The sequence below is a fragment of the Verrucosispora sp. WMMA2044 genome, assembly GCF_027497155.1.
In the GTDB taxonomy this organism is placed as follows: Bacteria; Actinomycetota; Actinomycetes; order Mycobacteriales; family Micromonosporaceae; genus Micromonospora; species Micromonospora palythoicola.
Map to the genome: position 1 here is coordinate 4,912,273 of NZ_CP114913.1, position 24,892 is coordinate 4,937,164.

Sequence of the window (24,892 nt, forward strand, 5' to 3'; positions counted from 1 at the left end):
GTCTATTTCACCGAAAGTTGCTGGCGAAACCCAATGAGCCGTTTTGATCTGAGTTGATCACGGTGTCGACGGCCACGCCGTCGCCAGTGGAAAGCGTGGTCGCACGTCCGCCAGGACCGCCCGGACCGCCGCGACCGGCCGTTCGGTGACGTAGAAGTGGTCACCGTCGATCACCTGGGCGCGGAAGTCGCCACTGGTCTGCTCCCGCCAGGCCGCCGCCTCCTCGGGGCTCACCTCCGGATCACGGTCGCCGCAGATCGCGGTGATCGCGGTCCGCAGCGGTGCCGCCGTGGCGGGCCGGTGCCGCTCGATCAACCGGTAGTCGGCGCGCAGGCTCGGCAACACCATCTCCCGCATCCCCGGCTGAGCGAGCAGGGACTCGTCGGTCCCGCCGAGCCGGCGCAGGTCCGCCAGGAGCGCCTCGTCACCACCGGAGTGGACGGCGGTGGGACGCTGCCGATGCGGAGCGGGGCGGCCGGAGACGAAGAGCCGCAGCAGGGGACGCCCGATCCGCTCCTCCAGCCGTCGGGTGACCTCGACGGCGACCGCCGCACCCATGCTGTGTCCGAAGACGGCCATGGTCGGCCCGGCCATCGACGCGAGCGCAGCCGCGATCGGGTCGGCCAGTTCCGGCATGGTCACCGCGCACGGCTCGTCGGCGCGGTCCTGCCGGCCCGGGTACTGGACCGCCATGAGCTCCACATCCCTCGGCAGCAGCCGTGCCCATCTATGGTAAAAGCTCGCGGCCCCGCCGGCATGGGGAAGCGCCACCAGTCGTACCCGCGGCCGCCCACCCGGCGCGTCCGCGGTGGTGAGCCGGCGCAACCAGCGCTGACCAGTTGTGATCATCACGGGACTTCGACCTCCTTCACGGACAGCGGTCGCGGTGCGGGCCCGTCGAGCGACTCCGGCGGGCCGAGACGGCGGCTCGCGTCCCGCCAGGCTCCGGCGACGGCGAGTTGGGGCTGCCCGATCGGGAGCGGGTCGGCACCGTCCCGGGCCGCGCGGTGCAACCCGGCCAACGCCCGGCCGGCCGCCGCCGGCCACAGCTCCCCCACGATGCTCCGGTAGCTGGGTGCCTCGGCCGGCCCGAGCGGGCTGGCACTGGGATAGTCCAGGTGCTCACCCGGACTCTCGTCCAGCCGACTGCCGGCCTGTCCCTGCTCCGGGAAGTGCGGACGCGGGCTCCAGATGAGCGGGCCGTGGGTGTTCAGGAGGGTCAGGTTCCCGCCCGAGGCGCCGACACTGATTCGGTGCAACAGGTGGGCGTGATTGTCCGGATCCCTCAGGTGCAACTGGTTCTGCACCCGCAGGGTCACCGGCACCCCGTGCACCTCACCGACCAGGGTGGCGAACCCGCCAGCCGACGGCACCGACTCCGCGAACGACCACGGACGGAGCCCGCCCAGCGCCAGCCGCAGGATGTCGAACAGGTGATAGAAGACCTGGAGCCCACAGGTCGCGTCGAGATGGAGCAGCGGCTGCTTGTCGGCGAGCGCCCGGGTCACGGCGATGAACCGCCGGACCGGCTCCACCTCCACGTAGTGGGTGCTGACCTGGTACATCACCCCGGCCCGGCGGGCGGTACGCAGGGCGGCGGTCAGCTCGTCCTGATGCACCGGCCCCTCCTGGAGGACATGGATGCCGCGCCCCATCAGCCGCTGCGCGAGTTCGGTGCCGGCACCGCCGTTCACCCCGGCGTAGACCGCGACCACCGCGAGGTCGACCTCCGGGGGGAGATGGTCCGGATCGGTGTAGAGCGGCACCCCGGACCGCTCGGCGCAGGCCACCGAGCGTGCGCTGCCACGGGCCAGCACACCGGCCAACCGCAGCGACGGCTCGGCACGTTCCAGGGCCCGCAGGTAGACCCGGCCGAAGCCGGTTCCGCAGACCACCACGTTCCCGGTCACAGCGCACCCTCCTCGACCATCGCCGGCCGGTCGACAACTTCCAACTGGCGTACGCTCGGCGCGGCCGCCAACCGCTGCATCACCCGGGCCGGATCGAGCACCTCGCCCGCGTGGTGCGAACCGGGCGGCACCTCGCCGGCGAGCACCGCCCGGACGGTGAGCACCGCCGCCTCCGCGGTCAACCGGTAGCTGTCCGCCGCCCGCAGCGCCAGCGTCCGGGTCACCGGGCGACCCTGCGCGGCCCCGTCGAGTTGCAGGACGATGAGCTGGTACGTCGACCTGCCGAAGGTCTCCAACTCGGCCGCCCGCACCAGTCGGTCCGCAGCCGGGTCGATCTCTGCCGGGTCCACGGTGCTCAGTGCCCGCAGCGCCTGCTCCCCGTCGAAGACGTGGTACCAGCGCACCTCGGCGAGCCCGAGCGTGGCCGCCAGCCGCTCGGCCTCGGCGCTGAGGAACGGATGCGCGGTGACCCGGCCCGGGAAGTACGGCAGCTCGACCCGGTCCAGCGGGGTCAGGGCACCCGGCACCCGGCGACCGCCCCGCCACGCGGCCAGCGACCGACCGGCTCCCTCGACCATCCCGGCCACGTAGTCCCGCGCGGCGCCGGGAGTGAAACGGTCCCGCCCGCCGGTGTAGGCGGTCAGCCGGTCGAGCCGGTCGAATCCCGCAGCGGCCAGCGCCCGGGGCAGCACGAAGGTCAACCCCGGCGTCATCCCCGCGCCGACCACGACGCGGCGGCCGGTGGGCAGGCCGGGGTACCGGTGTTCGCCGGCCGCACCGACGTAGTCGGCCCCGGCGGCCACCGCCGCCCGCACCACGCCGGCCTCGGCCCGGTACGCCGGGGCGGTGCAGTCGACGACGACCGCGCAGCCGGCCGCGAACTCGGCGAGGCGGTACCGGTCGGCGGCGTCCACGAGGGCGGTGGCCTCCCGGGGTACGCCGGTCTCCCGGGCGACCTCGGTCAGCGGCCCGGGCCGCCGACCGCCGAGCCGCAGCCGGACATCCGCCGACGCCAGCAGCTCGACCACCGCCGACCCGACCGCGCCGTAGCAGCCGAGCACCCCGACCACCGGGCTCGTCACGGCGCCTCCCGATGCACCTCGGCCAACACGTCGGCGACCCGCCGGACGTGCGGTGGCCGCAGGCAGGAGAAGTGGTCGCCGGGGACATCCACCACGGAGAGGTCGCCCAGACAGACGTCCCGCCAGTAGTCGGTCATGTCCCGCCGCAGCCAGGGCAGGAACCCGGTGTCCTCCCGCTCCCGCAGGAACGTGATGTCCCCGGCGTACGGCGTGGCCTCGTGTCGGGTCACCGCACTCATGCTGTGCCGGTAGAGGTCGTAGAGACCGCCCAGTTCGACCGGGACGCTCGCGGCCTCGGACCGACCGGCCAACAGCCGCTCCACGGCGGCCAGTCGGCCCGGCTGAGGCGTCTGCCGCAGCGCCGCGAACTTCGCCGCGGCCCCGGTCAGTGCCGGGTCACCGGTCAACCCGTCCAGCGCCCCGCTCGGGACCCGGCCGGGGGTACGCGCCAGGACCTCCTGGAAGGCACGGGCGGTCGCCTCGTCATCCGGGTAGCCCAACTCCTCGGTCTCCAGGTCGAGCAGCCGGGCGAAGACGTACTCCAGCACCAGCTCGTCCTCGATGGTGTGCGGCAGGCTGTAGCTGCTGATGATGGTGAGGCTGGCCACCGTGGCGCCGGACTCGGTGAGTTGCCGGGCGACCTCCAGCGCGAGCAGGCCGCCCATGCAGTAGCCGACCACGTGGAACCGGGCGGCGCCGGTCTCCAGCAGCCTGCGGGTGTAGTCGCCGGCCCGGCGCTCGACCAGCCCGGCCGGGTCCTCGCTCTGGTACGGGTCGTCGCCGGTCACCGCCAGACCGACCACCGGTCCGGACCCGCCCAGCAAGGGCACCAGGTTCCGGTACGCGGCCAGCGTCCCGACCCCGTCGTGCACCAGCACCCGCACCTCGTCACCGGGCGTGTCGACCAGCGGCAGCAGGGGAGAACTCCGCTGCGCCGGGGTGCTCTGACCGTCGACCGGGTGTCGCCCGGCCCGCAGGTGCTCGGCGAGGGCGGCCACCGTGGGCCGGTTGAGGACCACCCGGAGCAGGGTGTCGTAGGGAACCTCGCCCGCCTCGGGCACCTCCTCCCGGAGCCGGCCGGCCAGCCGCGCGGTCAGCAGGGAGTCGCCGCCCAGCTGATAGAAGTCCTGCTCCCGGCCGACCCGGGGCACCTGGAGCAGGTCCGCCCAGACCGCGGCGATCCGCTGTTCCAACTCGTCGGACGGGGCGGCGTCCACCGGCTGGGCGGCGGTGCCGTCCCGGACGACCCAGTCGGTCAGCGCCGCCGGATCGACCTTGCCGTTACCGGTCAGCGGCAGCGCGTCGACGACCTGCACCTGCGCGGGGAGCATGTATTCGGGTACCCGCTCGGCGCAGTGGCGCAGCAGGTGGTCCGGGCGGACGTCCGCCCGGTCCGCCTTGAACCGGGCGGCGAAGACGTGCTGGCCGAGCGGTTCGGTCACGTCGCCGGCACCGGGCAGGTCGAGCAGTAGGTCCGCGCCGGCGTCGGTGAGCAGTCCTCGCCACTGCGCCACGTCCAGGAAGGTCTGGTCCCGACCGCGCCGCAGGTCGTCGTAGTCCCATCTGGCCGGATCCTTCTCCGGCATCATGAACTCCATCGACGTCATGATCTGCACGTTCTCCCGGGTGGTCTCGATGAAGACCAGCCACCCACCGGGAGCGAGCAGTTCACGGAGCCGGTCCAGCACCACCGCCGCGTCCCGGGAGTTGTGCAGCACGTTGGCGCAGAGCACGACGTCGAAGCTGTTCGGCAGGTAACCCTGGGCCCTCGGGTCGGTGTTGATGTCCAGCAGCCCGTACGACGCCCGGTCACCGAAGCGCTGCTGTGCCTCGGTGAGGAAGAACTGGGACACGTCGGTGAAGAGGTAGTCCACATCGGCGTCGGCGAGAGCCGGGATCAGCACCGTGCTGGTGCCGCCCACACCGGCTCCGACCTCCAGCACCCGCAGCGTCTCCGGCCGGCTCTCGGTCAGCTCGCGGAGCAGGCCCACCACCGCGTGGTTGACGTACCGGCTGATCACGTTGTCGCGGTAGGCGGCGTAGGAGATGTCGAGCCGCCCCTCGGGGAAGAGCAGCGGCAGCGGGTCCAGTTCGTCGCGCAGCAGCCGCGGCAGCGACTCGGTGCTGGTCCGGAAGTAGTCGATCAGCTTCGCCGGATACTGGTCCTCCCGCTGCAACTCGTCCACGGCCGCCCAGGCGTCCCGCAGATCGTCCGCACCGATCCGGCGGCAGGCGGAGTACCGGCCGTCGCGTTCGGTAAGCAACCCGGCCCGGACCAGGGCGTTGAGCCAGCGCCGGACCAGCCGGTGGTGCCGGGGGGCGGTCTCGGTCCGGTCGAGAATCTCCGCCGTGTCGTGGGTCTCCTCCGGCGACCGGAAGAGGCCCCGCTCCGCGAGCGCACGCAGCATCCCGAGCAGACCGGCCCGGTCCAGCCGACGCATGAACTCGGCCAACTCGGCCGCGTCGACGGCGTCGGTGGTCGCCGCGCCGGCGGTGGCCGCGGCGGCGAGCAGCCGGTGCCGCTCGTCGTTCGGACGGTCCGCGACTCCGGCCGCGGTCTGTACGAAGGCGACGAGGCGTCGACGCATCGCCTCCGTCCCGTCCACCAGCACGTGCGCCGCCGCCACCCCTTCGGCGGTGGCCAGCGCCGCCTCGACCTCGGCCAGCTCGATCCGGTGTCCCCTGATCTTGACCTGGCGGTCCTGTCGACCGAGGAACTCAAGCGTCCCGTCGGGGTGGTAGGTCCCGACGTCTCCCGTGCGGTAGAGCCGGCCGTGCTGCGGGTGGTCGACGAACCGCTCGGCGGTCCGCTCCGGGTCGCCGAGGTAGCCCAGGGCCAGACCCGCCCCGCCGATGTGCAGCTCACCCGGGACGTGATCCGGGCTGGGGCGCTGCCAACGGTCCAGGACATGGAAGCTCTGGTTGGTCAGGGGCCGGCCGTACGGGATGCTTCGCCAGCCCGGGTCCACCTCGCCGATCGGGTGGAAGATCGACCAGATCGCCGCCTCGGTCGCACCACCGAGGCTGACCAGGCGCAGGGCGGGCAGCAGTTCCCGGGCCCGGTCGGGGAGGCCGACCGGAATCCAGTCCCCGCTGAGCAGGGCGAGCCGCAACGCGTCGAGATCCGCCCGGGGCTCCACCGCCAGGTAGTCAGCGAGTAGCTGCAACTGCGCGGGTACCGAGTTCCAGACGGTCACCCGGTGCTCGGCGAGCAGCTCCGCCCAGTGCGCCGGGTCGCCCCGCCGGTCCGCCGCCGGCAGCACCAGCTGTCCGCCGAGGCCGAGAAGTCCGAAGAGGTCGTACACCGAGAGGTCGAAGCCGAGCCCCGCGAGGGCGAGCACCCGGTCGTCGGCGGTGACGGCGAAGCGGCGGTTGACATCGTGGACGGTGTTCAACGCCGCCCGGTGCGAGATCATCACGCCCTTCGGTGTACCGGTGGAGCCCGAGGTGTAGATCACGTAGGCCAGGTCGTCCGGGTGGCGGCCGGGATCCGGGACGTCAGCCGGGCCGGGGTCGACCGCATCGACGAAGAGCGTGCCCGGCGGTGGCGGCGTCGGCGACCAGGACTGGCCCAGCACCCGCCGGACCCCGGCGTCGGCGAGGATCCGGTCCCGCCGGGCCGGCGGCTGGGCGGCGTCCAGCGGCAGGTAGGCGCCGCCGGCGAGCAGCACGCCGAGCACCCCCACCACCTGCTCCCAGCCCTTCTCCATCGCCAGGGCCACGATCTCCCCCGGCTGACAGCCGTCGGACCGGAGCGCGGCGGCCACTGCCGAGGCCCGGCCGAGCAGTTCCCGGTAGGTCAGGTCGCCGCCGGGTCCGGTCACCGCGACCCGGTCCGGGTACCGCCGGGCGGCCGCGACCACGTCGTCGGTCAGCAGCCCCTCGGGCAGTGGCCCGGCGGTGTCGTTGGCGGCGGCCCTGACCCGGTGCTGCGTGGCCGGCAGGTCGATCGGGGACGGTAGCTGCCAGGCGGCCGGTTCGGTGGCGAGCCGGTGCAGCAACGCGGAAAGCTCGCCGAACATGTCGTCGACCACGCCATCGGGGAAGATTCCCTCGCGGACGTCCCAGCGGACGGTGAGCGCACCCCGCTCGACCAGGGCCTGGGCGTCGATCCAGACCTGGGGGGTCTGGCTACGGCCGTAGCCGACCCGGCCGCTCAACCCGGTGGCGGGTTCCGATTCGGACTCCTCGCCCAGACCGAGGGTGCTGGTGAAGACGACCGGCATCAGCGCCGCCGACCTGCCGCGTTCGCGGGCGATCTCCCGCATCACCGACACGCCGCTGAACTGGCGATGGTCCATGTCCGCCCAGAGCCGGTCCTGCACCGCGCGGGCCCGCTCGGCGAAGCCGCGCTCCGGCGCGGTCTCCACGGCCAGGAGGCTGACCGTGGTGAAGTCACCGACCAGCCGCCCGATCTGCGGATGCACCGGCTCCCGGTTGAGCAGGGTCAGGTTGAGACAGAACCGGGGGTTGCTGCTCCACCGGCCGATCACCTCGGCGACCGCCGCGAGCACCACGGTCGAGGGGGTGAGCCGCTGCTCCCGGGCCGCCCGCCGCAGCGCCGTCCAGCGCTCCGCTGGCAGGGTGGTGGCCAGCCGGCGGAACCGGCCCGGTGTCCGCTGATCCGGCCGGCCGGCGTGCTCGGCGTCGCCGCGCTGCCGGACCGGCAGCTCCGGCGCCCCCGGTAGCTCAGGCAGGCGGTCCAGCCAGTAGGCCCGGTCCCGCTCGTACCGGCTCCCCTCCCGGTTGCCGCGCTCGGCGAGCAGGTAGTCCCGGAAGGTGATCTCCAGCTCCGGCAACTCCAATCCGTCGTACGCCTGGTGCAGTTCGTCGAGGAGCACCTGGATGCTCAGGTAGTCGGCGATCAGGAAGTCCACCGAGACGTGCAGGATGGTTCGATCGTCGGTACGGGTCAGTCGCAGCTCGAACAGCGGCCACTGGCGCGGGTCGTACGTCCGGTGGTCCAACTCGTCCCGGGTGGCGCGCAGCGCGGAACTCACCTCATCCGCTGCGGCGCCCCGCAGGTCGGTCACCACGATCCGGTACCGGGGCACCTCCGGCCGTACCTGCTGGTACCCGTCGAGGTCGAAGCTGGCGCGCAGCATGCCGTGGCGGCGCACCAACAGGTTCCACGCCTCCTCCAGCCGCGCCGGATCGAGCGACTGATACTCCATCTCGGCGTAGACCTGGCAGGGCACGTCGCCGTAGTCGAAGGCGTCCCGCCGGCCGAGCAGGTACGCCAACTGCACGTCGGTGAGCGGGAACGGATCGTGCTGGTGCTCCGGATCGGGTGTCACGGTGGCGGTCTCCGCGTCCAGGCACGCCAGCACGGCCTCCCGGTTGGCGGTGAGCTGTTCCCGACGCTCCGGGGTGAGGACCCCCCTGGGCGCCCGGAAGCGGAGCTGGCCGTCGTCCGCCCAGAGCTGCATGCCGAGATCGCGCAGGTCGGCGATCAGCTCGGCGGGCGTCGGTGTGGTCGTCGAGCGGGTCATAGCGCGCCTTCCTCAAAACCATCGATCAGCCGTGCCGTCCCGGCGACGGTGGGAGCGGCGAAGAGCTGCCGCAACGGAATGTCCACCCCGAACCGATCGCGCAGCGCGGCGGCGAGCCGGGCGGCGAGTTGACTGTCCCCGCCGAGGGCGATGAAGTTCTCCTCCCGGCCCACGCCGGGCAGGTCCAGCAGGCTGGCCCAGATCGCGGCGACCGCCTCCTCGACCGGGCCCCGAGGCGGCTCGCCGGGCTCGACCGGTGCACCGTCCTCCTCGGCCAGCTTCTCCAGAGCGGACCGGTCGACCTTGCCGTTGGCCGTCAGCGGCAGCTCGTCGAGCAGGAGGCAGACGCCGGGCACCGCGTAGCTCGGCAGCCGAGCGGCGACGAACTCCTCAAGACCGGCGAGGTCCTCGTCGCCGCGACCGACTTCGGGTACGCCGAAGGCGACCAGCCGGGGCGGCCGGCCGACCGCGACGGCGGCGGCCGCGCTCAGCGCGGGGTAGGCGGCCAACGCCGCGGTCACCTCGCCCAGTTCGATCCGGTGCCCACGAACCTTCACCTGGTGGTCGGTCCGACCGAGGAACTCGAGCGTGCCGTCGGGCCAGTAGCGGCCCAGATCCCCGGTGCGGTACCAGCGCTCTCCGGCGTAGTCGACGAAACGTTCCCGGGTGCGTTCCGGGTCGTTGCGGTACCCGGTGGCCACTCCGGTGCCCCCGATCCACAGTTCCCCCGGGACCCAGTCGGGGCAGTCCCGGCCCCGGTCGTCGACCACCCGGTACCGCTGATTGCGCAGCGGCAGGCCGTACGGGACGGCGGTCCACGTCTGCGGCACCTCGGTGACCTCGATGGCGTTGGACCAGATGGCGGCCTCGGTGGCACCGCCGAGCGCCACGAACCGGCAGCCGTCGAACGTCGCCGCCACCCGGCCCGGCAGGTCCACCCCCACCCAGTCGCCGGAGACCAGAACCAGCCGCAGCCCCGGTGCCGGGGCTGGTGCGTCGCCGGAGAGCGCCACCAGCAGCATGTCCAGCAGCGCCGGGACGCTGTTCCACAGCGTCACCCGGTGCTCGCGGCACAGTCGCAGCCAGGCCTGGGGTTCCCGTCGCTCCCGTTCGGCGGGGAGCACCACGGCACCACCGGCGGCGAGCGGTCCGAAGATGTCGTACACCGACAGGTCGAAGTCGAGCGCCGAGACGGCGAGGACCCGATCGGTCTCGCGTACCCCGAACCGCTCGTTGACATCGTCGACGGTGTTCCCGGCCGCGCGGTGGGTGAGTTCCACACCCTTCGGCTGGCCGGTCGAGCCGGAGGTGAAGATCACGTACGCCGGGGAGTCCGGGTCCAGCGGCACCGGACCGGCTGTCGCGGTGGCCCGGACCGCGTCGGTGAGTGGCAGCGCCCGCACGGTCTCCGGCCAGTCCCGGGCGGCGGTGTCGGTGAGGACCAGGCGCACCCCGGCGTCGGCGAAGATCCGATCCCGGCGCAGTGCCGGCTGCTCCACCCCGCACGGCACGTACACCGCCCCGGCGGCCAGTACGCCGAGGACCGCGACCACCTGCTCCGGCCCCTTGGGCAGCGTGATCCCGACCGGGTCACCAGCGCGGACACCGTGCCCGAGCAGCGCACCGGCCACCCGCAGCGCTTGTCCGGCCAGTTCGCCGTAGGAAAGCTCACCACCCGCGCCGAGCAGCGCGACCCGCTCCGGGGCCTCGGCGGCCCGCCGGAAGAACGCCGTGTGCAGCAACCCGTCGGGTACCGGTCCAGCCGTCGCGTTCACGTCGGCCCGCACGATCCGCTGCTCGGGTGGGAGCAGCGCCGGCACCGGCACCTCCCAGCGGCCCTCGGCGAGCCACTCCAGCAGCCGCATGTACGCCGAGAACATCGCGTCGAGAACGCCGGCGGGGAACAGCTCCTCGACCGCGTCCCAGACCAGCAGCAGGCCGCCGGCCCGCTCCACCACCTGATGGTCCAGCCAGACCTGCGGGGTCTGCGAGATTCCCCAGACCCGTTCGGCGAACGAGGGCTCGACGACGACGTCGTCGGTGACCCCGAGCGTGCTGGTGAAGACCACCGGCATGCTGACGTCGAGGTTGCCCCGGCGCCGGGCCAGCTCCCGCATCACCCACACCGCCGAGACGTCGCTGTGCGCCAGGTCCTCGCCCATCCTCCGCTGCATCCGGCGGGCGGCGTCGAGCCAGCTCTCGCCCGGTTCGGGCTGGTAGCCGACGAGCAGCAAGGAGGTGAAGTCACCGAGCACCGCATCGATGTCCGGGTGCACGTCCCGACGGTCGAAGAGGGTCACGTTGACGGTGAGGTCGCTCCGGGCGCTCCAGGCGCCGAGCACCTCGGCGAAGGCGGTGGCCAGCAGGGTCGAGCCGGTCAGCCCGTACCGCTGCGCCAGCTCCCGCAGCCGGCGCCACCGCGACTCCGGAAGCTGCTGCTCCCGGCGGAGGAAGCGGGGCCGCTGGACGGTGGCGGGATCCCGGGCCAGCGGCAGGGCCGGTCCCTCGGGCAGGTCGTCGACCCGGCCCGCCCAGTACGACTCGGACTCGGTCCGGCTGGTCTCGTCCGGCCCGGCGGTGAGCACGTAGTCGCGGAACGAGACGCCGACCGGCGGCAGCTCGGCGTCGGGCCGGCCGTAGAAGGTGTCCACCTCACGCATCAGGATCATCGCGCTGAGCGCGTCGATGAGGATGCTGTCGATGCTCACCGCCAGCCGGGTCCGGTCGCCGTAGCGCACCGCCCGGACGTCGAACAGCGGCCAGCGGCCGGCGTCGAGAACCTGGTGCGACATCGCGTCCCGCTGCCGCGCGAGCACCTCCTCGGCGTCGCCGGGCCCGACCTCGACGACCGGGATCTCGAACCTCGGCACGCTGGGGAGAATCCGTTGCTCGCCGCTGGGCAGGAAGACCGCCCGGAGCATCTCGTGCCGCTCGATGACCCGGTTCCAGGCGTCGGTGAGCCGGTCCAGGTCGATCCCGGCGCCGTCGTACTCGGTGTAGAAATGGCAGCCGACACCGCCGAGGGCGAACGTGTCCGTACGGCCGACCCAGTAGGCCCGCTGCACGTCGGTCGGCGGGAAGGGGTCGTGCCGGTGCTCCGGATCGGGCCGCAACGTCGGCGTCGGCCGCTGCGGGCCGCCGTGCCGGAGGTCGGCGGCGAAGCTGGCCAGCTCCGCGGTGTGGAAGAGCCGGCCGAGTTCGGCGTCGACGAAGCCCGCAGCGTGCAGCTTGGAGATCATCCGGGTGGCGAGCAGGCTGTCCCCGCCGAGTGAGAAGAAGTTGTCCCACCGGCTCACGGCGGGCGTGCCGAGCAGTTCCGCCCAGATCCCGGCTACCGTCTCCTCGATTCCGCGCCGGGGCGGTTCCGCCGGTACCGGTGCCCAGGCATCCTCGACCCGGGCCGCGAGAGCCCGACGGTCCACCTTTCCGTTGCTGGTCAACGGCAGTTCGGTGACGCTGGTGACGCTGGCCGGGACCGAGTGGGCGGGAAGCCGCTCCCGGAGGAAGGCGAGCAGCCCCTCCTCGCTCCCGGACGGCCAACCCTCCTCGGCGCCGTCCGCCGCGGCCTCCTGACGCGGGACGATCGTCGCGGCCAGGCGGGTCGGCTCGCCGACCGCGAGCACCACGGCGGCGGCCACCGCCGGATGGGCCAGCAGCGCGGCCTCGACCTCGCCCAGCTCGATCCGGTGGCCGCGGATCTTAACCTGGTGGTCGGTCCGGCCGAGGAACTCGAGCGTGCCGTCGGGCCAGTACCGGCCCAGGTCACCGGTGCGGTACCAGCGGGTGCCGGCAACGGTCACGAAGGAGCGCCCGGTCGCCTCCGGATCCCCCCGGTAGCCGGTGGCGACCCCCAGGCCGCCGATCCACAGCTCGCCGGGAACCCAGTCGGGCCGGTCCCGGCCCTGGGCGTCGACGACCCGGTACCGCTGGTTCCGCAGCGGCCGGCCGTAGGGAACGCTCGGCCAGTGGGCGGGCACCTCGGCCACCTCGACGTGGTTCGACCAGATCGCCGCCTCGGTGGCCCCGCCGAGGGCGACGAACCGGCAGTCACCGGTGGCGGTGACGGCGCGTCCCGGCAGGTCGAGACCGATCCAGTCGCCCGAGACCAGCACCAGGCGCAGCTCCGGCAACGTCCGGGCCGGCCCGTCGGGGTCGCCGGCGGCCAGCAGCAGCATGTCCAGCAGCGCGGGGACGGTGTTCCAGACGGTCACCCGGTGGGTGCGGCACAGCTCGACCCAGCGGTACGCGTCCCGCCGCTCGTCCTCCGCCACCAGCACCACGGCCCCGCCGACCGAGAGCAGTCCGAAGATGTCGTACACCGACAGGTCGAAGTCGAGCGCCGACACGGCGAGCACCCGGTCACTCCGGTCCACGCCGAACCGCTCGTTGACATCGTCGATGGTGTTCCGGGCCGCGATGTGGGTGATCTCCACCCCCTTGGGCTCGCCGGTCGAGCCGGACGTGAAGATCACGTACGCCGGGTCGGTCACCGGCATCGGGACGCAGCCGGCGAGGGGTTGCCGGGCCGCCGTCGTCGCGACCGGCACCAGCTCGATCTCGTCCGGCCAACCGGCGACGTCGCCGTCGGTGAGCACCACCCGTACCGACGCCCGCCGCAGCATCCGGGCCCGGCGGGCCGGCGGCTGCTCCGGCCCGGCCGGCAGGTACGCCGCCCCGACGGCCAGCACGCCGAACACCGCCGCAATCTGCTCCGGGCTCTTCGGCAGGGTCACTCCCACCACGTCGCCCCGCCCGATGCCCCGGTCACGCAGGGCAGCGGCGATCCGCAGCGCGCGGTCGGCCAGCTCGCCGTAGCTGACCACGTGGTCCGCCGCGATCAGCGCGGCCCGACCCGGGTCGGTCGTCGCCCGGTCGAAGAAGTCCACGTGCAGCGGGCGGTCCGGCACCCTCCCGTCGGTGGCGTTCGCCGTGTCGCGCACCGCCGACTGCGCCGCGGGGAGAAGCGCGGGGACCGGTCCGTCCCACTCGTCGCGGGCCAGCCAGTCCAGCAACCGCAGGTAGCCGGCGAACATGTCGTCGAGTACGCCGGGAGGGAAGAGCTCAGCCACCGCGTCCCACACCAGGTACAGGCCACCGTCGCGCTCGGTCACCTGGTGGTCCAGCCAGGCCTGCGGAGTCTGCGACAGCATCCAGCCGAGCCGGCCGAAGGTCCGTTGCACATCCTCGCCCACCAGGTCGCCCATGCCGATCGCGCTGGTGAAGACGACCGGCGCCGGAATGCGGTCGTCGGTTCGGGTACGCGCGAGATCCCGGAGCACCTCGACGCCGGTGTACGAGCTGTGTCCGATCCCGGCTCGCAGCTGCTCCTGCAGTCCGCGTACCCGTTGCCGGAACGAGCTGGACTCGCGCAGGTCGACCTCGATCGGGAGCAGGTTGGTGAAGTCGGCGACGATCCACGCCACGTGCGGGTCGACGACCTCCCGGTCGAAGAGCGGCAGATTGAGCAGGAACCGCTGCTCGGCGCTCCAGGCGCCGAGCACCTCGGCGTAGGCGGTGGCGAGAACCATCGGCAGGGTGACCCCGTGCTGCCGGGCCAGCTGCTCCAGCCGCCCCCGCGCGGCCGGATCCAGCAGGTGGTCGCGTCGCTGAAAACGGGTCGTCTCGACCAGCGCCGGCTCGACGGCGAGCGGCAGTTGCGGACCGTCCGGCAGGTCGGGCAGGCGCTTGCGCCAGTACTCCCGGTCCCGCTCACGGGCCGGCCGGCGCCGGCTCTCCTGGTGCGCCAGGTACGTCGGGAAGCCGTACGGCAGCGGCGGCAGGTCCGCCTGCGGGCCGGCGCGGTAGAGACGGGTCAGGTCGGCCAGGATGATCTGGATGCTCAGGACGTCGGCGACGAGCAGGTCGAAGTTCAGATGCAGCCGGTGGCGCCCGCCGGGCAGCAGGCTGAGGCGCAGGTCGAACACCTCGCCCAGTTCGACCGCGAGGCGCCGGTGCGCCAGTTGGTCCCGCTCCGCGGCCAGCGCCGCGTCGACCTCGGCCGCACCGGCGGTACGCAGGTCGTGCACCAGCAGACCGAGCCAGGCCGGTTCGCGCTGGATCTGCTGGGTGCCGTCGTCGAGGAACCGGGCCCGCAGCAGGCCGTGCCGGCGCAGCAGGGCGCGCACCGCTTCCGCCAGCCGGTCCGGGTCGACGGGCCCGGTACCGACGGCTGCGCCGCCGTCGAACTCGACGTAGAAGTGGCAGCCGACCCCGCCGAGGACCTGGTCGTCCCGGCGGCCGATCCAGTAGGCGTGCTGCACCGGGGTCAACGGGAACGGCTCGGTCTCGTCGACCGGGTCGCCGTCGGCTGGCTCGGCCGATCCGGACTCCGCTGCGGGCCCGGCGGCCGCGAGCAGTTCCCACCATCGGTTGAGTACCGGCCTCTCGACCAGCTCCGCGAAGGTCAGCTCGGTGCCGCCGCGCCGCCACTGGTTCACCAGTTGCATCGTGCGCAGCGAGTCGAGGCCGAACTCGACCAGGTCGACGTCCGGATCGATGTCGGCCGGTTCGACCCCCAACAGGCGAGCCACGTCGGTGCGCATCGCCTCGGCGGTCAGGCCGGGACCGGCCTGCGTCGGGGAGGCGTCTGAACCGGGTCCGCCGCCGGCCACGACGGCGGACGGCGAGTCGCCGGTGCTGCTCGACGCGGACCGACCGCCGGGCCGAGCCTCGTGCCGGTAGGCCACGGTGAGTTCGCCGGCCCGGAGCCGCCGCAGCACCTCGTGCCGCCAGGAAACGGCGCCATCGCTCGTATCGGCCGGCGGACCCGAACCGTCCAACTCCCCACCGGGGACCAGGCAGACGGTGCCGGGGGCCAGTCCGTGCCGATCCACCACTGCGCCCATGACCCGGCGGGCCAGCTCGGGTCCGCTGGCGCCGGCCGTTTCCAGAATCAGCGTCAGCTCCCCGCCGTACTCCGGCTGGATGGCGCAGACGTTTCCGGCGGCGGCCACGCACTCACGCACCGAAGCTTCGATCTCCCGCGCGTCGTATTGCACACCGTGCAGCTCGATTGCGTAATCGCTGAAATTGACCTCGTGGTATCTGTACGACACCCGACTCACGGTGCCACGGGATCGCACTCCACTCAACTCGAACAAGCGCGAGGAATAGCCTGTCTGCTACCACGCGAGGTACCCGAACGGGCACCAAGGATTACCTAAGTTATCGGCGTCGCACGCCTTGTCGCAGGCCGCTGAACCGGTTTCGAACAGGAACCATGCCGGCGCATAGCATATTTCTCGGGAGTGCACATCCGATGGCGGAAAAAATTCGTTCGAGCTGCTCGGGGTATCGCATCAGACACTTGCCGCCCATCTTCAGAGCGATCTACGGTCGAGATCGAATTGAATTCTCCACGGACTTCCGCGCCCGTCGGCATTCCCCGGACTCGCGCACCCGCCAGCAGCAGAAAGGGCTCTCGCCATGAATCTCGCGGCCACCCTGGAACGGCGCTGCGCGGAACGCGGCTGGGCCCAGCGCCCCGCCGTCCGCGAACCGGGTCGGACCTGGTCCCACGGAGCGATCCACGATCTGGCCGGCCGAGCCGCCCGGGTACTGGCCAGCGAAGGGATCAGACCGGGTGACCGGGTGCTCCTGGCGCTGCCCGACAGCGCCGCCTGGGTGGTCTCGTTCCTGGCCGTGGCTCGGGCCGGGGCGGTCGCTGTCCTGGTCAACCCGGCGCTGGCCGCTCCGGAGCACACGGCGCTGGTCGCCGACTGCACTCCGGCTCTCGTGCTCTGCCCCGAGTCGCTGGCGGACCGGTTCACCGTCCGTACGCTCTCGCCGAACCAGTTGCTCGACCGGGCCGGTCGGGTGAGCCGTGCCCCGGCGGTGCCGGTGGCCGGCACCGACCCCCTGTACGTGCAGTACACCTCCGGCACCACCGGTGACCCGAAGGGAGCCGTCCATCGGCACACCGACCCGGAGGGGTACTACCGGTACGCCGGGCTCGCAGTGGTACGCAGCAACGCCGACGACGTCACCCTCTCGATCTCCAAGCTGCACTTCGCCTACGGCTTCGGCAACGCCTTCGTGTTCCCACTGTTCTCCGGATCGTCGGCGGTGCTGCTGCCGGAGCGACCGAGTCCCGAGGCGGTCGCGGAGCTCGTCACCGAGCACCGGGTCACCCTGCTCTACGGGGTGCCCACGTCCTACGCCCAGCTCGTAGCGGCCGGTGACCGATCCGCCTTCGGCAGTGTGCGGGCCGCGGTCTCCGCCGGTGAGGCGCTGCGACCGGACCTCGCGGTGCGGGCCGGGGAACTGCTCGGCGTCCCGCTGCTCGACCAGGTCGGTTCCACCGAGGCCGGGCACGCCTTCTGCGCGAACACGGTGGAGGAACACCGGATCGGCACGGTCGGACGCCCGGTCCCGGGCTATCGCCTCCGGCTGCTCGACAGCGACGGGGTGGCGGTGCCCGACGAGGTCGAGGGGGAACTCTGGGTCACCGGGGAGACGGTCATGACCGGGTACCTGAACCGGCCGGAGGAGACCGCCCGCACACTCGTGGGTGGCTGGCTGCGTACCCGGGATCTGGCGGTACGGCACGGCGACGGGACGTACGCGCTGCACGGCCGGGTGGACGACCTGGAGATGGTCGGCGGGATCACGCTGGCACCTCAGCCGGTGGAGCACCTCATCGAGGAGCATCCGACGGTCGCCGAGGCCGCGGTGATCGCCCGGATGGATCAGACCGGTGCCACCCGGCTGCACGCCTTCGTCGTACCGGTGCCCGGCGCCGCCACCCCCACCGTGGACGAACTCGCTCGCTGGCTGGACGGCCGGGTGGCGCCGTTCAAGGTTCCCCGGGGCGTCACCGGCCTCCCCGCCCTGCCCCGCACGCCGACGGGGAAGCTCCGCCGCTTCGCCCTGCGGGAGCAGGACCCTCGGGAGCAGCGCGGCGCTGGCGCAGCCACTCGGCAGCGCGCCGGCGCCGACCGGGGGGAAGCACACCCCGTCGGTCGGGCAGGGGTGGCGTGACGGTGCGGACCCTGCTGATCGACAACTACGACTCGTACACCTTCAACCTCTATCAGTTGATCGCCCAGACCTACGGCGTCGAACCCCAGGTGCTGCGGAACGACAGCCCGCAGTTGACGTCGGAGTTCGCCCGGCAGTTCGATGCGGTGATCATCTCGCCTGGTCCCGGCCGACCGCAGGTGCCGGAGGACATCGGCCGCTGCCTCGACGTCATCCGCCACAGCGGCCGGCCGGTGCTCGGCGTCTGCCTCGGCCACCAGGCCCTGGGCCACCTCTGCGGGGCCGCTGTCGGGCCGGCACCTGAGCCGCGCCACGGCCACCTGAGCCAGGTACGGCATGACGGCGGGCTCTTCACCGGTCTGCCGCAGAACTTCGTGGCCGTCCGTTACCACTCGCTCTGCGTCGCCGAACCACTGCCAGCCGAACTGGTCGCCGACGCCTGGGCCGAGGACGGGGTGGTGATGGGCCTGCGGCACCGCAGCCGCCCCTGGTTCGGGGTGCAGTTCCATCCCGAGTCGGTGAGCACCGAGCACGGCAGCCGGTTACTGCTGAACTTCCGCAGTCTGGTGGGCGGGGACGCCACGAACGGTTCGCGGCCGGTCGGCGGCGCCGGGCTGGGCGCGGCATCGAGCGACACCGCCGTTCGGGCCGGCGGTTGGCTGCTGCGTCACCGACGGCTGCCCGGCGTCGCCCCGCGGAACGCACCGCCACAGCAGCCCGCGACGGTCGACCCGGAGTGGGTCTTCCAGCGGATCGCCGGCGACCGGCCGTACGCCTTCTGGCTGGACAGCAGCCGGGTCGTGCCCGGCGTGTCGCGGTTCTCGTTCCTGGGGCACCCGGGCGGACCGGACGGGGAGGTGCTGCGGTACGTCAGCACCACCGGCACGGTCGAGGTGCTCGACCCGACCGGCGTCCGGATCGGCGTCGAGCCGGGGGACATCTTCACCGTGTTGCAGCGCCGCCTCGACGAGCGCCGGCTCGCGGATCGCGGGGAGTTTCCGTTCGACCTGCCGAGCGGCTACGTCGGCTACTTCGGCTACGAGGTGAAGGCCGACTGCGGCGCACCGAACCGACACGAAGCCGAGACCCCGGACGCGGTCTGGATGGCCGCGACCCGGATGGTGGCCGTGGACCATCAGACCGGTGAGGTGTGGCTGCTCGCGCTCTGCCGCGCCACCGACGCCCAGATCGCGGCGGCGGACGGCTGGCTGGACAGCACGACGGCCCTGCTGTGCACCGGACCCGTCGGCCACCGCCCGGTCGACGACCGCGACCGACGCACCCGCCGGCCGGAGGAGCCGGGCCCGGTCCGGCCGACCGGCGGGCGGGCCGAGCCGGGAAGAACGTCCGACCCGGAGCGCTGGCTGTCCCGGGGGCGGGAGAGTTACCTGGCGGACATCCATACCTGCCTGGATCTGCTCCGGGCCGGAGAGAGCTACGAGATCTGCCTGACCAACGAACTCCGGGCCCCGTACGACGGGTGCGGTATCGAACTCTATCTGCGGCAGCGCCGTCACAATCCGGCACCGTACGCCGCCTATCTCCGCCTGGGAGAGACGCAGATCCTCTGCTCCTCGCCGGAGCGCTTCCTCAAGATCGACCCATCCGGGGTGGTCGAGGCCAAGCCGATCAAGGGGACCGCTCCCCGGGCCGCCGACCCCGCGCAGGACCATGCCCTGCGGGCCGAGCTGCGCGACTCTCCGAAGACCCGGGCGGAGAACCTGATGATCGTCGACCTGCTCCGGAACGACCTCGGGCAGGTCTGCGAGGTCGGCAGCGTCCACGTGCCCTCGTTCATGGTGGTGGAGTCGTACGCGACCGTGCATCAGCTGGTTTCCACGGTGCGCGGCCGCCGCCTCCGGTCGGTCTCACCGACCCGGATCGTCCGGGCCTGTTTCCCTGGTGGCTCGATGACCGGAGCACCGAAGCCGCGAACGATGCGGCTGCTCGGTGAGATCGAGGATCGGGCGCGGGGGGTCTACTCCGGAGCGCTGGGATTCTTCGGCCTGACCGGCGGGGCGGACCTCAACATCGTCATCCGGACCGCGGTACTGCACCGGGGAATCCTGCGGGTCGGCGCCGGCGGCGCCATCGTGCTCGATTCCGATCCGGATGCCGAGTACGACGAGATGCGGCTGAAGCTGAGCGCACCGCTACCCGGCTGGACGGGCGAACAGCGTCCCGGAGGGAAGCGGAGTCCGGCGAGTCAGCGCCTGGCGGGCAGCAGGCCCAGCTGATAGGCCGCCGTGACCGCCTCCGTTCGGTTGGTGCAGTTCAACTTCGCCAGGATGTGACAGACATGCCGCTTCGCACCGTGCTCGGTGATCCCCATCGTGCCGGCGATCTGGCGGTTGCTCAGCCCCCGGGCCAGCAGTTTCAGCGTCTCGGCCTCCCGGGGGGTCAACACCGGAGTGTCGGCGGGGCACTGGTCCTCCCGCAGCACCGAGAGCGCGACCCGGCCGAGAGCGAGCGGCATCGGCATCTCACCTCGCCACAGTTCGGCCAGGGCGTTGTTCAGCGACCGCCGATCAAGCTCTCCGGCCAGGATGAAACCGTCTGCCGCCAGCGGTACGGCCCGGTCGCGGAGCGCGTCACCGGCTCGGTTCAGGACCGCCAGGGTCGGAATGCCGGCGCTTCGGGCGGCGAGCACCAGTTGGTCAACCGGGACGTCGTCCTCGACGACCAGGATCAGCAGGTCGGGCCGGTACCGCCGGAGCAGCACCATCGCCTCGTTCACCGTCGGCGCGGTCCGGACACCGGTGACCATGTGCAGTTCGCCGAGCAGCGCCTCCAGCCCTTTGCGCAGCACCTCCGGCCCCAGAGTGACGAGAACCCGTAGCCCTATCGGCGATGTGCTGGATCGCCGCTTGGCCTGCGCCATGCTGCTGCCTCCTCCGCTGCGGTCCCCTGCCGCGGCCGCATGTCCGGCCCCTTCAACCAGGATCGATGCCCACCGACGCAGCATGCGATGATCGCCAAACCCACACCCACCTCCGGTCGCCACGCCGACCGGCGCCGGTTTCAACCGGCGCGCGTGCAACCTTTACCCCAGATCGGCGTCGCTGAATCATTCTCGACTGGCGACCACGAATCTTAGCCAAGCCTCCGGCGGGTGCCGAAAAATGTCATTGGTGGCACTCAGGCGGGTTCTCGCATTCGTGTAGGAATCCGCGTTTGGCGGCGTATAGAGCATCTGCTGGATTCGGAATGAACCGCCGCCGGCCCGCGTCAGGTGCGCAGTACGTTGGCGTAGATCAGCCAGGCCAGCGCGGACTTGGCCACGAGGCTGAGCAGAATGTACGAGACCTCGCCGTAGCGGTAGTCACGCCATCGACCGAGCTGGCGGTACTGCAGTGCCATGTTGACCGCGAAGCTGGCGAAGAGCAGGAACTGGACGATGATGATCGCCCACACGAATCCGGGGATCTCCGGCGGTTGTGCGACGTACACGGCGATCGCCAGCCAGGGCGCCAGGCCGACAAGTGTGCCGAACCAGAAGGCGCTCCAGTCGGCGCGTCCCGGTGTCTGCTGCCGCTCCATCAGCAGCCCGAAGAGGATCATCGCGGTGTTCGCGGCGAAGATCCCGATGACCGCCGCGAGGTCGCGGATCCCGACGAACAGGCCGATCAGGACGATCATGATGGAGGCGCTCACCGAGTACTCGATCCAGCGGGCGTAGTTGGCCCGCCGGTCGAGGTTGCGCTCGTACCAGCGGTGCACGACCGGGGCGGCGGTGATGAGGTGGTCGAGCGCGGCGAGGAGCAGGAAGACCGCTACCGCCGGGCCGACGGCGATCCGGAAGGCCACCTCCGGGAGCGTGGCGTCCCGCAGCGTCACCGGGTCCGCCGTGAGGTACGACGCGGTGACCGGCAGCGACAGGTCGTTGCTGGCCACCCACATCCAGCCGCCCTCGGCGGCCAGGAACAGGCCGACCAGCACGTTGAACCAACGTAGCCGCCGGTAGCGGTCGCGGCCGGCGGCGGCTTGGTGTCCCATGGGCGTCACCCTAGATACCGGTACGACTGTCGGCCGGCGCTTCGCACAAATCCGTCCCGCACGCCGGACGTGGGCGTCGGAACGTTCGCCGCGACCGGCGGCGCCCTCAGCCGGAGGCGACGGAGGTCAGGCCGCCGCGCGGCTGGGCCACGTCCTCCTCGATCGCGGCCTGGCAGTTCTCGGCGGCGCTGACCTTGCGGGCGATCACCCCGATCAGCACCCCGTAGATCACCTTCGAGGTGATGTCGGCAAGCGTGTAGGTGATCTGCCGGGCCACCACCCCGTCGGCGGAGTCCCACATCGCCGGCATGAGATAGGCCCCGGGATAGAGCATCCAGGAGACGAGGATCAGCCACCACACGGCCCGGGCCGGCCCCCGGGCGGCGCGGGGTAGCCGGCGCAGATTGCCGAAGATCAGGCGGGCCACCAGGGCGAGCAGGAACAGGAAGAAGACGGTGCTGACCAGCCCCCAGATCCAGAACGGCCAGGTCCTGTCCACCTCGTAGAACTGGCCCGCGTAGCCCGTGTAGATCATGGCCAGGCCGGCGGCGACGAACAACGCCCAGGTGCGGTGGAAGCGCCGACCGGTGACGCCCAGCACCACCAGCAACTGGATCAGCAGCACCGGGACGTCGATGGACCAGTTCATGTACCGGTAGCCGTTGGAGAACAGGGTCTCCGTCCTTACGAACGCGTTCCCGTCCCAGGCGAACGCCGCTGACCACCGCTGTGACAGCACCCAGAGTTCGAAGAACGCGGAGATCATGACCACTGCGGAGAGCACCGAGGCCAGCCGGTAACGCGCAGCGACACCCGACATGGTCAGCAGGAAATAGACGAGCCCGGCGGCCATGACGGCGTAACCGAGAGTCAGTACGTGCGACACCAGCGTGTACTGGATGACGTTGTAGCCGAACTCGTTCTCGAAGTTCATGCCGCTGACCCGCCTGTTCCGACCAGGATCGTCTCCGATCGCGGAGCCTGGCTGCCGCCTCGCCTGCGATCGGGGGCTATTCCGCCTTTATAGCCCTAAATGGCCTGATGACCATCCTAAGCTCACAGCAAGGGGGCGTCCCTCGTTCCCGGAGAGCCGGAGTAGGCCAGGGAGGTGCCGTGGGGTTCTGGCTGTGGTTCTACGTCGTCGCCATGGCGGCCGGCGTCGCGCTCTTCAGCTACTGGCGGGCCAACCCCAAGGGCGTCCCGCCGGTGGAGTACTCGATCGCCACGGCGATTCCGCTCTGGTCGGGGTTCTGGTACCTGGTGATGGCGGTCGGCGGCGGTCGGATCGAGGTCGCCGACCAGACGACCTTCTGGGCCCGGTACGCCGACTGGGTGGTCACCACCCCGCTGCTACTGGTGGCTCTCTCCCTCACCGCGATGCACGCGTTGCCCCGCAAGCGCTGGGGCCTGGTCCGCGCGCTCGTCGTGGCCGACATCATCATGATCACAAGTGGGTTCCTGGCTGACCTGATGGAGAGCCGGGCCGGGCGGTACGGGCTCTATGCCGTCGGGGTGGTGGCTCTGCTGGTGGTCTTCGGGCTGATCTGGGGACCGTTGCGGGCCACCGCCGCCCGTCAGCCGGCCCCCATGTCGCGGGTCTTCACCCAGGTGGCGCTCCTGCTCAGTGTGCTCTGGGTCGGCTATCCGCTGATCTGGATCCTGGGGCCGTCCGGGATCGGGCAGTTCGGAGACACCACCGACACCGCACTGTTCGTGATCCTGCCGATCCTGTCCAAGGTGGTGTGGAGCGCGGTCGACCTGGGTCTGCTACGACGCCTGTCCGACCGCCGCCTGCTCACCGTCGCGTGACACCAGCCGCCCGTCAGGTCGGCCAGTCGGTTCACCGTCCGCCCGGTGACTGGCTGCTGCGCCGGGTCGGCCACTCGGGCCCGATCGTCCTGGCCGGCCTCGCCTGCCTGTACCTGCTGATACCGACCGCGGGGACGTGGGCGGGGACCGTCCCACTGCTCGTGGGCCTGCTGATCGGCCTGCCGCACGGCGCCGTCGACCACCTGGTACCGGCCTGGATCTCCGCACCGGCCCGCTCTCTGCGGATCACCGTCGGGCTGCTGCTCGCGTACGCCGGGACGGCCGCCGCCACGGTCGCGCTGTTCCTCTGGGCGCCCGTCCCCGCCCTGACCGGTTTCCTGATCCTCACGGTGCTGCACTTCGGCACCGGTGACGTGGCCTACCGGGCCGAGCGGGACGGGCAGGCACCGGTCCGTCCCGTCCTCGCCGTCCTGGCCCACGGCGGACCTCCGGTGGTGCTGCCGATCGCGCTGTGGCCAGGGACGGTCGACCCGCTGCTGGACGCGGTCGCGCCAGGAGCCGCATCCGCGTTCGCACCGGCCGGGCGGCTGATCGTGCTGTGCGTCGTACTCCTGGCGGTCGTGGTGACCGGACTCCGCGAGCTGACCGCGCGCCGCGGTGCGGATGTGGCGGCACTCGCGATCCTCGTCGCGGCCTTCGCCCTGGTGCCACCGCCGCTGGCGTTCGGCGGGTACTTCGCGGCCTGGCACTCCGCCCGGCATGTCGCCCGGCTGCTGCGCGCCGACCCTGCCAACCGCCACCACCTCGCCGCGGGACGGCTGGGTGGTCCGGCCCGCCGGTTCGCCCGGCAGGCCATCCTGCCCACCATCGCCGCCCTCGCCGGTCTGCTCGTCCTGGTGCACGTCAGCGCGTCGCCGACCGTCGGCCCCGCGACCGCCGGTCCGTCCCAGGAAACACCGTTCCAGCTGGTCTTCGCGGTGCTCGCCGGGCTCACCGTGCCGCACGCGGCGGTGGTCAACCGGCTCGACGCACGGATGGCCGCCCGAATAACCGGGCCGGTTGGCCGCTGCCCGATTCGGCGCGCCGGCTCGGGGTACGACCCCGAGTGGGGTGAACGAGGACGCTCCCATCACCGGTTCGCGCTGGCCGCGGCGGAAGAGATGACGACAGTCACCGCCAGAAACGACAGAGAGGAGTGCCCGATGCCGAGCACCACGATGCCCATGCTGGAGACGTACCCGAAGTCGATCAACCTGGACCGGACGAAGCTCGCAGCCACCATCGACGCTCTCGATGACTGCGCGCAGGCCTGCACCGCGTGCGCGGACGCCTGCCTCAGCGAGGACATGGTCGCCGAACTCACCAAGTGTGTCCGGACGAACCTGGACTGCGCCGACATCTGCGCGACCACCGCCCGGGTCCTGTCCCGACACACCGGCTACGACGCGAACATCAGCCGCACCCTCTTGGAGGCGTGCGTAACGGCCTGCAAGGCGTGCGGAGACGAGTGCGCCGCTCACGCCGACAAGCACCAGCACTGCCGGATCTGTGCTGATGCGTGCCGCGCCTGCGAGCGAGCCTGCCGGGAGCTGCTGGCCACCATCGCCTGAGCGAGCAGCTGGTGGCGTCGGCACCACCGGCTTCGGCGAAGACCACCGCGTCG

The 24,892-nt window shown here is 71.9% G+C and carries 12 protein-coding genes; 4 read left to right on the top strand and 8 right to left on the bottom strand.

The features are described 5' to 3' along the window. Window positions 1-57: 57 nt before the first annotated feature. The 5 genes from O3597_RS22340 to O3597_RS22360 are packed head-to-tail and all read right to left on the bottom strand — an operon-like array spanning window position 58 to window position 15,539. Entirely contained in the window at window positions 58-849 is a 792-nt protein-coding gene (locus O3597_RS22340) for an alpha/beta fold hydrolase (RefSeq protein WP_281604614.1), read from the bottom strand. Next, window positions 849-1,910: a Gfo/Idh/MocA family oxidoreductase gene (locus O3597_RS22345; protein ID WP_281602290.1), complete on the bottom strand. Its 1,062-nt coding sequence runs from the start codon at window positions 1,908-1,910 to the stop codon at window positions 849-851. Before O3597_RS22345 ends, O3597_RS22340 begins: the two co-directional genes overlap by 1 nt. Then, window positions 1,907-2,992, bottom strand: a complete 1,086-nt coding sequence (locus O3597_RS22350) for a saccharopine dehydrogenase NADP-binding domain-containing protein (RefSeq protein ID WP_281602291.1) — start codon at window positions 2,990-2,992, stop codon at window positions 1,907-1,909. Before O3597_RS22350 ends, O3597_RS22345 begins: the two co-directional genes overlap by 4 nt. Continuing rightward, window positions 2,989-8,484 (bottom strand): non-ribosomal peptide synthetase, encoded by a 5,496-nt coding sequence (locus tag O3597_RS22355; protein ID WP_281602292.1) that lies wholly within the window; start codon window positions 8,482-8,484, stop codon window positions 2,989-2,991. Before O3597_RS22355 ends, O3597_RS22350 begins: the two co-directional genes overlap by 4 nt. Beyond that, the gene (locus O3597_RS22360; RefSeq protein WP_281602293.1) at window positions 8,481-15,539 is read right to left on the bottom strand and encodes a non-ribosomal peptide synthetase; all 7,059 of its coding nucleotides are present in this window, start codon (window positions 15,537-15,539) and stop codon (window positions 8,481-8,483) included. Before O3597_RS22360 ends, O3597_RS22355 begins: the two co-directional genes overlap by 4 nt. A gap of 370 nt (window positions 15,540-15,909) precedes the next feature. Between O3597_RS22360 and O3597_RS22365 the strand changes: the two genes are divergently transcribed. Together O3597_RS22365 and O3597_RS22370 are read left to right on the top strand one after the other, a co-directional pair. Beyond that, a complete protein-coding gene (locus tag O3597_RS22365; RefSeq protein ID WP_281602294.1) occupies window positions 15,910-17,463 on the top strand; it encodes an AMP-binding protein in 1,554 nt (517 codons plus the stop codon). Then, on the top strand, window positions 17,460-19,700 hold the full coding sequence (locus O3597_RS22370) for a chorismate-binding protein (protein WP_281602295.1): 2,241 nt from the start codon (window positions 17,460-17,462) through the stop codon (window positions 19,698-19,700). The genes O3597_RS22365 and O3597_RS22370 overlap by 4 nt, the downstream gene beginning before the upstream one ends. Here O3597_RS22370 and O3597_RS22375 read toward each other — a convergent pair. The 3 genes from O3597_RS22375 to O3597_RS22385 all read right to left on the bottom strand — a co-directional run bounded on the left by O3597_RS22375 (window position 19,670) and on the right by O3597_RS22385 (window position 22,393). After that, window positions 19,670-20,344, bottom strand: coding sequence for a response regulator transcription factor (locus O3597_RS22375; RefSeq protein ID WP_164446336.1), 675 nt, complete (start codon window positions 20,342-20,344; stop codon window positions 19,670-19,672). The two genes, O3597_RS22370 and O3597_RS22375, sit on opposite strands and share 31 nt — an antisense overlap. A 347-nt stretch (window positions 20,345-20,691) precedes the next feature. Beyond that, on the bottom strand, window positions 20,692-21,459 hold the full coding sequence (gene heR / locus O3597_RS22380; protein WP_164446338.1) for a heliorhodopsin HeR: 768 nt from the start codon (window positions 21,457-21,459) through the stop codon (window positions 20,692-20,694). A gap of 106 nt (window positions 21,460-21,565) precedes the next feature. After that, a complete protein-coding gene (locus O3597_RS22385) occupies window positions 21,566-22,393 on the bottom strand; it encodes a bacteriorhodopsin (protein WP_164446339.1) in 828 nt (275 codons plus the stop codon). Between the two features lie 179 nt (window positions 22,394-22,572). Here O3597_RS22385 and O3597_RS22390 point away from each other — a divergent pair, with 179 nt between their 5' ends. Both O3597_RS22390 and O3597_RS22395 read left to right on the top strand, forming a co-directional pair. Continuing rightward, window positions 22,573-23,268 carry a bacteriorhodopsin gene (locus O3597_RS22390; protein WP_164446340.1) on the top strand — a complete coding sequence of 232 codons (696 nt, stop codon included), beginning with the start codon at window positions 22,573-22,575 and terminating at the stop codon, window positions 23,266-23,268. After that, the gene (locus tag O3597_RS22395; RefSeq protein ID WP_281602296.1) at window positions 23,265-24,839 is read left to right on the top strand and encodes a beta-carotene 15,15'-dioxygenase, Brp/Blh family; all 1,575 of its coding nucleotides are present in this window, start codon (window positions 23,265-23,267) and stop codon (window positions 24,837-24,839) included. Before O3597_RS22390 ends, O3597_RS22395 begins: the two co-directional genes overlap by 4 nt. Window positions 24,840-24,892 lie beyond the last annotated feature (53 nt).